The following is an 8,049-nucleotide window of genomic DNA, read 5'->3' as shown; positions in this document are numbered from 1 at the left end:
TCCTGGCCGGTGCGGCGCACGACGAGCACGTGCTCGACGTTGTCCACGCGCTCGAGCGCCTCGTCGACGGCCGGCTTGAGCGCGGACGGCTTGCCGCGGCGGTAGCCGCCGTCGGCGGTGATGACGACCTTGGCGTCGGCGTCCTGGATCCGGGCCGTGATGGCGTCGACGGAGAAGCCGCCGAAGACGACGGAGTGCGCGGCGCCGACGCGGGCGCAGGCCAGCATCGCGACCACGGCCTCGGGGATCATCGGCATGTAGATCGCGACCCGGTCGCCCGTGCCGACACCCATACCCGCCAGGGCGTTGGCCGCTTGGGAGACCTCGTCCTTGAGCTCGGCGTAGGTGATGGCGCGGCTGTCACCGGGCTCGCCCTCGAAGTGGATCGCGACCCGGTCGCCGTGGCCGGCCTCGACGTGCCGGTCGACGCAGTTGTAGGCGACGTTGAGCGTGCCGTCCTTGAACCACTTGGCGAACGGCGGGTTCGACCAGTCCAGTGTCTCGGTCGGCTCGGTGGCCCAGGTCAGCCTCCGGGCCTGCTCGGCCCAGAAACCGAGCCGGTCCTCGGCGGCCTGTTCGTACGCCTTCGCGGTGACGTTGGCGTTCTCGGCCAGCTCGGCCGGCGGCGCGAACCGCCGCTCCTCCTTCAGCAGGTTGGCCAGGGTCTCGTTGCTCATGTGGGGTTCCCTCGTGGTCGTTCGGACGGTCAGCGGGTGTGGATCAGCCCGAGAAGGGCCACGTCGGCAGGGACTTGTTCTTCCAGGTGTTGTTGGCCACGCCGGCGAACGAGCCGTACCAGGCGAGCAGCGCGGTGAGCAGCCCCGCCCAGCCGCCCAGGTGGATCAGGGACGTCTGCTGCTGCAGCTGACCGGCGGTGAGCAGCACGAAGGTCACCGACAGCACCGAGAAGATGGCGAGCAGGAGACCGCTGATGCGGGTGGTGACGATCGTCATGTAGACGGTGAAGATCGTCCAGGCCAGCAGGAACAGGCCCGTCGCCTGGTGGGCGTGGGCCGGCACCAGGTGGGGGGCGACGAACTTGACGTAGCCCGCGAAGGAGAGCCAGAAGGCGCCGTACGAGGTGAACGCCACGGCGCCGAAGGTGTTGTTCTTGCGGAACTCCCACATGCCGGCGAGGACCTGGGCGATGCCGCCGTAGAACAGCGCGAGCGGCAGCACCACGGCCTCCAGCGTCCCGTCCTTGATCAGGCCGGAGTTGAAGCAGGAGAGCACGAAGGTGGTGAGGGCGAACCCGGCCAGGCCCAGCGGGCCCGGGTCGGCGATCGGCGGGTGCGACGGCGCCTGCACGGCGGGGGCGTCGGCAGCGGACGGGCTGTCGATGACGGGCGTCTGAAGCTCGGTCACGGTGCACTCCTTGTATCGAGAGGCGTACCTCGGCACGGGGGCGGGAGGTACGGGGGGCCACGGAAATCAGGCGGTGGCCGACGGCGCCGTGCGCGACGGACCGCGTGCCGGCTCCGGGTTGGGGAACCGGGGTACGCGACGGTCTGGCACGAGCGCGCGGACGGTCCGGTGCCACTCCCGGTCGGGAGCGCGGCTCGGCTGCCGGGCTTTCCGCGGCGACTCGCTCTGGCGGGTTACTGTGCGGCACTCGCGGGCTCGGCAGGGAGCCCCCTGGCGGTACTTGTCGATCAGCGGTGCGGGTGGCGCGACGGACGGCTGTGGTCCCGGGACGAGCGGTCGCCTTCCGCAGCCGAGTGGTCGACCCCGCCGGCCACCAGTTCCTCCGGCACGTGCAGGCGGGCCAGCATCACGGAAGCCCCCGCGGGCACCCGGGAGCGCGTGGCAAGGGAGACACCCACCATGGTCAGGAACGCCGCCGGTACGCTCCAGGCGGCAGGCTCGGCGAGCAGGGTTCCGGTCCAGCCCGGCCCGCCCACGCCGAGCAGTGTGAGGACGGCGGAGGCCAGCGCCGAGCCGCCGCCGACCAGCATCCCGGAGACGGCCCCGGGGGCGGTGAGCCGCCGCCACCAGATGCCCAGCACCAGCAGGGGACAGAACGTGGAGGCGGCCACCGAGAAGACCAGGCCGATCTCGTGGGCCACCGAGACACCGCTCTCCGACAGCAGCAGGGCTATGGCGCAGGGCGCGACAACGGCCACCGCAGAAGCCTTGCGGAAGCCCCGTACGTCCCCGCCGACGACGTCCTGGGAGAGCACCGCGGCCACGGACAGGGCGAGCCCCGAACAGGTCGACAGGAAGGCGGCGAAGGCACCCGCGACCACCATCGCCGTCAGCAGCTGCCCCACCGCGCCGGGCACCAGGCGCCCCGGCAGCAGCAGCACCACGGTGTCCACCCGGTTCCCCTCGGCCAGGCCCGGCGCGAACAGCCGCCCGAGCCCGCCGTACACCTCGGGCAGCAGATAGAAGACACCCAGCAGCCCGAGGACGCCGACCGTGGTGCGGCGGGCCCCGCGGCCGTCCGGGTTGGTGTAGAAGCGGGCGATCACATGCGGCAGCCCCATTGCCCCGAGGAAGGTGGCGACCATCAGCGAGTACAGGCTGTACATCTGATGCCCGCCGTCGTCCCGCACGGGCGCGGTGTGCGCGGCGGCGACGGCCGAGGTGCCGGCCGGGTGCCAGGCGCCGCGCCAGACAAGCAGCAGGGCGATCGCCGGGACCGCGAGCGCGGCCAGCTTCAGCCAGAACTGGAACGCCTGGACCAGGGTGACGCTGCGCATGCCTCCGGCGATCACGCTCACCAGTACCACCGCCGACACCAGCACGGCGCCCGCCCACGGGGGCGCGCCGAGCGTGGTGTGCAGCGCCAGGCCCGCGCCCTGCAGCTGCGGTACCTGGTAGAGCCACCCGATGACCACCACGAAGACGGTGGCCACCCGCCGTACGCCCAGCGAGCCGAGGCGCGCCTCGGCGAAGTCGGAGACGGTATAGGCTCCCGACCGGCGCAGGGGCGCGGCCACCAGGACCAGCAGGACCAGATATCCCGCCGTGTACCCGATGCCGTACCAGAGCATGGTGCTTCCGTAGGCCACCACCAGCCCCGCGATGCCCAGGTAGGAGGCGGCCGAGAGGTATTCGCCGCTGACGGCGGCCGCGTTCCGCAGGGGCGAGACCGTGCGGGAGGCGACGTAGAAGTCCGGCGTGGAGCGGGAACGGAGGCCGTAGCCGCCGACCGCCACCGTCGCGAGCACGACGAGCAGCACGGCGGTCAGGTTCTGCGGTGCACTCATGACCGGTGGACGTTCTCCGCGAAGTCACGTTCGTTGTGTTCCGCCCGCCGCACGTAGCAGGCTCCGGCGGCCACCAGCAGTGCGTACACCGGCAGGCCCAGGACCAGCCACGGTACGCCGACGCCCCACAGCCGTCCCTCGCGCAGCACCGGCACGTATGCGAGCAGCGGCGGCAGGCAGGCCAGCGGCAGGCAGACGGCGGCGCAGATCAGCAGCCCGAGCCGGAGCTGGGAGCGGATCAGCGCCCTCACATACACCTCACCGAGCGCCGTCTGCTCGCGCACGTCCCGCACCACGGCGTGCCGCAGACCGGGACGGGCGGCCTGGGTGCGCGGATGGGTGACGGTCACGCGGCGCGGCAGTTCAGCCATCGGCGGTCCTGCCCGGCACGCCCGACGGGGACAGCAGCAGGTCGCGCAGCTTACGGCTGCTGCGGCGGCTGACCGGCAGCACCGTGCCCGCTACGCGCACCGACATCCGGCCCGCTTCGGTCAGCAGTTCCTCGATGTGTTCGGTCGCGACGAGGTGGCGTCGGTGCACGCGCACGAATCCGGCGTCCTGCCACTCGTCCTCCAGGGTGGACAGCGGTATCCGCAGCAGATGGCTGCCGGAGGCCAGGTGCAGACGCACGTAGTCGCCGCAGGCCTCGACGTGCCGTACCTCCGAGCGCTGGATGAACCGCGTCACGCCCGACAGCTCGACGGGGATCACCTGGTCGTCGGCGGCCGCCGCGGCGGGCGCGGGTGGGTCCGTGGCAGCCGGGGCGGTGGCGGTCTCCCGGTCCGGAGGGCCTCCGCCGGGCTGCCGCTCGGCGATGCGCCGGACGGTTTCGGCGAGCCGGTCGGAGCGGACGGGTTTGAGCAGGTAGTCGAGCGCCCGCACCTCGAAGGCCGGCACCGCGAAGTCGTCGTACGCGGTCACGAACACCACGGGCGGCGGTTCGGCGAACCGGGACAGGACCCTCGCCACGTCCAGCCCGTCGAGCCCGGGCATCCGCACGTCGAGGAAGACGGCGTCCATGGCGCGGTGCTCCTCCAGTGCGCGGTCCAGCGCCCGCAGCGCGGCCGCTCCGTCCGCGGCGGACTCCACCGGGCCGACGCCCGGGATCAGCCCGAGGAGGTAGACCAGCTCGTCAAGGGCATGCGGCTCGTCATCGGCCACCAGGAAGCGCAGCATGCATGAGTGTGGACATTCTTCGCACATTCGGTCAATCCACTAGACGGTGTGGGCTTCCTCACACGTGTGAAAACCGAGTGCTCACTTGAGCGTATCGAGTCGGCCGGTCACGCGTTCCCCGCCGACCGCGGGGGCCGACACGCCCGCCCGGTACTTGGGCACCCGCATGCGCACCCGGGTCCCCGCTCCCGGCGCGGTCTCGATCACCAGCCCGTACGCGTCGCCGTACACCTGGCGCAGCCGGGCGTCGACGTTGCCGAGCCCGACCCCGCCGGACCCGGTGGCACCGGGCATCCCCGCCCCTCCCGCAGTCAGGATGCGCCGCAGCTTCTCGGGGTCCATGCCGACCCCGTCGTCCTCGACGGTGATGTGCGCCTCGGCGCCCGCGTCCCCGGCGATCACGGTGATCTGCCCCGGCCCTGGCTTGCCCTCGAAACCGTGCCGTACCGCGTTCTCGACCAGGGGCTGCACACAGAGGAAGGGCACCGCCACCGGCAGCACCTCCGGCGCGGCCTGCACGTCGACGCGCAGCCGGTTCCCGAAGCGCGCCTGCTCCAGCAGCAGGTACTGGCCGATGGAGCGGAACTCCTCCGCCAGCGTGGTGAACTCTCCGTGCCGGCGGAACGAGTAGCGCGTGAAGTCCGCGAATTCCAGCAGCAGTTCGCGGGCGCGCTCCGGATCGGTGCGCACGAACGACGCGATCGCGGTGAGCGCGTTGCACGAGAAGTGCGGGGAGATCTGCGCGCGCAGCGCACGCAGCTCCGCCTCCACCAGGCGGGTGCGGGAACGGTGCAGTTCCGCGAGCTCCAGCTGGCCGGAGGTCCAGCGGGCCACCTCGCCGGTCGCCCGGACCAGCCCCGCCGACATCACCGGGGCGTACGCGAGCAGCGCGCCCTCGACCCGGTCCTCCACGACCAGCGGTGCCACGACGGCCTCCCTGACCTCGCAGCGTGCCTGCCCGCACCACACCCGGTCGGCCTTGACCACGGCCGTCCTGCCGCCCGCGAGCACCTCCGCCGCCAGGTCCAGGACCTGCGCGGCGTGGTGCTTTCGGGCGCCGTCCCAGGTCAGCACGCGCTCCGTGTCCGTGACGGCCAGCGCGGGAACGCCGAGCAACTCGCGCAGATGCCGCGCGGCCGCGCCGGCCGACGACTCCGTCAGCCCACCGCGCAGTGCCGGTGCCGCGAGAGACGCACGGTGCAGCGCCTCGAACGCGGCCTGCCCGGCCCGCCCGTCGAATCCAGGGTGCCGGCGCAGCCATCTGCGCTGCCGGAATATGCCCGCCATGCCGGACACGGTAACCCGGCGTCGGCGCGGCGGACGGAGTCAGGTGCCGGGGGCGGGGCGCGGTTCGCCGGCGACCTGCGCGGGCAGCGGCTGCTCGGTCCAGATCGTCTTGCCCCGGCGGGTGCGGCGGGTGCCCCAGCGCTCGGTGAGCTGGGCGACCAGCAGCAGCCCCCGGCCGCCCTCGTCGGTGGTGTGCGGATGGCGCAGATGGGGGCTGCGCTGCTGGTGTCGGTGACCTCGCAGATCAGGGAGCCGTTCCGGATCAGCCGCACCTGGATCGTGCCCGGGGCGCGGCGGATGGCGTTGGTCACCAGCTCGCTGACGACCACCTCCGTCTGAACGCGAGATCGGACAGGCCCCAGCTCGCGAGCCGGCGGTCGGCCAGCGTGCGGGCGGTGGCCACGATCACGGGGTCGCTGGGGAAGGTCCAGGAGGCGACCTTGTCCTGGTGCAGGGGCGCGCGTGCGCGCGATCACGAGCACCACGTCCTCCCCGGGCCGCGCGGACAGCTCGGAGTAGATCACCGCGTCGCATGCCTCCCGGACGCTCGAGTGCGGCTGGACGATGATGCGCCGCAGCCGCTCCATCCCTTCCGCGGGGGCCGGCCCACGAGCCCCTCGTGTAGAGGGCGATCAGACTTCCCTCGGGCAGGTGCGTCTCCCAGGTCTCGAACGGCAGCCCGTCGCCGCCCAGCGGCGAGCCGGCGGGCGCGCCCGCCGACCGCGCGCGCCCGTCGGGATGGGTCAGGAGCGGGGCGGGATGCCCGGCACGGGCGACATCGAGACGGCGGCTCACGGGGTCGTAGACGGCGTACACACAGGTGGCGGTGGTGGGCCGGCCGTTGAGCGGTTCGGTGCCGGGGACCTCCCGGCCCTCTTCGGCGAGCCGGACCATCAGGTCGTCGAGGTGCGCCAGCACCTCGTCAGGGGCCAGGTCCAGGGCGGCCAGGCTGTGGGTCGCCGCGCGGAGGCGGCCCATGGTGGCCACGGCGCGCATGCCGTGGCCCGCCACGTCCCCCACCGTGAGCGCGACCCGTGCGCCGGACAGCGGGAAGACGTCGTACCAGAGCCCGCCTGCGTGCCCCGGCGGGCAGCTGAACGCCGCCTCGACTGCGTGCCGGGCGGGCAGCCGCATCGGGAGCAGGCTGTTCTGGAGGGCCAGGGCCGCGGTCGCTCCCGCGCGTACCGGCGGGCGCTGTCCACGCACAGGGCGGTGTGCGCGGCGAACTCGGCGGCGATGGCCAGGTCCTCCTCGTCGAAGGGGTCGGGCGTCGCGGACCGGTAGAGGCTCGCCGCGCCGAGCACCACTCCGCGCGCGGCCAGCGGCACCACCACCATCATCGAGTGCACGCGCGCGGCGCGCATGCGGTCGGCTCTGAGGGGATCGTGCGCCGGCCACTCGCTGTCCTCGTCCACCTCACGGACCAGGCGGGGGCGCAGGTCGGCCAGGCACTGGGTCAGCGGTGTGGGGAAGCCGTACGAGGCCTTGCCGCCCGTCGAGCAGGCGGGCCTGAGACCGGCGGCCTCGGCCGACCGGAACGCGGCGCGCCGGAAGGTGGGCCGTCTCGGCGGCCGGGCCGGACCAGCAGCGACGACAGCGGCCGGCCCAGCATCTCCTCGGGCCCGTGGCCCAGCAGGGCCTCGGCCTCCTTGCTCCGCTCGGTGATCACCCCGCGGAGTCCAGGAGCACCCTCGCCGGAGTCACCGGTACGCCGACGCCGTCCGGTCCCTTGTCCGGAGCGCTCATCGCGGCCCTCCCTTCGTCCGGAGGCGTGCGCTGGTACCCACCGCCCGGTCCCTCAGCCCTCGCATGTTCGAATTATCGTTCGATAATGTGGGTCGCGGAGGTGGATGCCATGACCGTGGACAGGACGAGGGACGACACGTCGACCGTGATGCATGTGCGCTGCCCCGACCGCCTGCCCGAGGACGTCTTCCGGCAGGTCCTGGAACAGCTGACAGAGCTGTCCCCGGTCGTCCAGGCCCTTCCGCCGTCGGCGGCCCTGGTGGAGCTGAAGGGCGCGCTGCGCTATCACGGCGTCGGCGCACGCCGGCTGGGGGAGATGCTGCGGGTGCGGACCATCTCCCGGCTGGGCGTGGACGTCCGCGTCGGGATCGGGCCGACCATCACCGTCGCGGCCACCGCCTCCGGACGGATCCGGCCACCGGGAGGCGTCCTCGCCGTCGAGCCCGGCGACGCCGCCGAGTGGCTGGGGTCCCTGCCCGTCGAGGCCCTGCACGGCATCGGCCCCCGCCAGGCCGGGATCCTGCGGGACTACGGCATCCACACCGTCGGCCTCCTCGCCGCCGTGCCCCCGGCCACCGTGCAGCGCCTGCTCGGCGGCCCGGCCGGCCGCCTGGGCGCCGACCCGGGC

The 8,049-nt window shown here is 73.2% G+C and carries 8 protein-coding genes and 2 pseudogenes; 2 read left to right on the top strand and 8 right to left on the bottom strand.

Features of this window, described 5'->3' with window-relative positions:
* From ACFSL4_RS32930 to ACFSL4_RS32905, 6 genes are all read right to left on the bottom strand, one after another.
* The coding region (locus ACFSL4_RS32930) for an AMP-binding protein (RefSeq protein ID WP_381091160.1) at nt 1-677 on the bottom strand (677 nt) is incomplete at its 3' end.
* A gap of 43 nt (nt 678-720) precedes the next feature.
* A complete protein-coding gene (locus tag ACFSL4_RS32925) occupies nt 721-1,365 on the bottom strand; it encodes an acetate uptake transporter (protein WP_381091158.1) in 645 nt (214 codons plus the stop codon).
* 287 nt (nt 1,366-1,652) lie between these two features.
* Nucleotides 1,653-3,212: a sodium/solute symporter gene (locus ACFSL4_RS32920; protein WP_381091156.1), complete on the bottom strand. Its 1,560-nt coding sequence runs from the start codon at nt 3,210-3,212 to the stop codon at nt 1,653-1,655.
* Entirely contained in the window at nt 3,209-3,583 is a 375-nt protein-coding gene (locus ACFSL4_RS32915) for a hypothetical protein (RefSeq protein WP_381091154.1), read from the bottom strand. The genes ACFSL4_RS32920 and ACFSL4_RS32915 overlap by 4 nt, the downstream gene beginning before the upstream one ends.
* Nucleotides 3,576-4,388, bottom strand: coding sequence for a LytR/AlgR family response regulator transcription factor (locus ACFSL4_RS32910; protein ID WP_381091152.1), 813 nt, complete (start codon nt 4,386-4,388; stop codon nt 3,576-3,578). Before ACFSL4_RS32910 ends, ACFSL4_RS32915 begins: the two co-directional genes overlap by 8 nt.
* A gap of 81 nt (nt 4,389-4,469) precedes the next feature.
* Complete coding sequence (locus tag ACFSL4_RS32905) at nt 4,470-5,675, bottom strand: sensor histidine kinase (RefSeq protein ID WP_381091150.1); 1,206 nt, start codon at nt 5,673-5,675, stop codon at nt 4,470-4,472.
* Between the two features lie 198 nt (nt 5,676-5,873).
* Here ACFSL4_RS32905 and ACFSL4_RS32900 point away from each other — a divergent pair, with 198 nt between their 5' ends.
* Nucleotides 5,874-6,014, top strand: a complete 141-nt coding sequence (locus tag ACFSL4_RS32900; RefSeq protein ID WP_381091148.1) for a hypothetical protein — start codon at nt 5,874-5,876, stop codon at nt 6,012-6,014.
* Between the two features lie 66 nt (nt 6,015-6,080).
* On the opposite strand, the gene ACFSL4_RS32895 is transcribed toward ACFSL4_RS32900, so the two are convergent.
* Together ACFSL4_RS32895 and ACFSL4_RS32890 are read right to left on the bottom strand one after the other, a co-directional pair.
* On the bottom strand, nt 6,081-6,881 hold the full coding sequence (locus ACFSL4_RS32895) for a PP2C family protein-serine/threonine phosphatase (RefSeq protein ID WP_381091147.1): 801 nt from the start codon (nt 6,879-6,881) through the stop codon (nt 6,081-6,083).
* Nucleotides 6,882-6,934: 53 nt separating this feature from the next.
* Nucleotides 6,935-7,090: pseudogene (locus ACFSL4_RS32890) on the bottom strand (hypothetical protein); the annotation flags it as partial.
* 440 nt (nt 7,091-7,530) lie between these two features.
* On the opposite strand from ACFSL4_RS32890, the pseudogene ACFSL4_RS32885 reads away from it, so the two are divergent.
* Nucleotides 7,531-8,049: pseudogene (locus tag ACFSL4_RS32885) on the top strand (hypothetical protein); the annotation flags it as partial.

The sequence above is a fragment of the Streptomyces caeni genome, from assembly GCF_042678285.1.
Classification (GTDB): domain Bacteria; phylum Actinomycetota; class Actinomycetes; order Streptomycetales; family Streptomycetaceae; genus Streptomyces; species Streptomyces caeni.
The sequence above is the reverse complement of the archived record's forward strand: the minus strand, read 5'-3'. Positions and strand labels throughout refer to the sequence as shown.